The sequence below is a fragment of the Isoptericola croceus genome (assembly GCF_029382255.1).
GTDB classification, from domain to species: domain Bacteria; phylum Actinomycetota; class Actinomycetes; order Actinomycetales; family Cellulomonadaceae; genus Isoptericola; species Isoptericola croceus.
In genome coordinates, this window is sequence record NZ_JARLLG010000416.1 from 1 (window position 1) to 262 (window position 262).

At 55.0% G+C, this 262-nt stretch carries 1 protein-coding gene; it reads right to left on the reverse strand.

Features of this window, described 5'->3' with window-relative positions; all coding sequences use genetic code 11:
* Positions 1-262, reverse strand: a 262-nt coding sequence (locus PZC42_RS21740; protein ID WP_277214276.1) for a hypothetical protein, incomplete at both ends; no start/stop codon positions are given.

Sequence of the window (262 nt, forward strand, 5' to 3'; positions counted from 1 at the left end):
CTCTTCTCCGCTAAGGAGTCCGATCAAGGCCAGGATCGGGAGTGACACTGCCAACAGCGAGAGCAGTGACCAAACGCCAATGTCACGTGAGTCGTCATATCCTCCCCAGAAACTTGCATAGACGAACCCGGAAAGCGCCAAAAGTACGATGGTTACCACATACACGAGCCTCGGCGCACGCAGATTGCCAGCTGCGTTTTTCTCGATCGCCAGAGGCCTCAACGTATCCGCCAATCGCTCGAGCATATTGTCCAATGCCGTT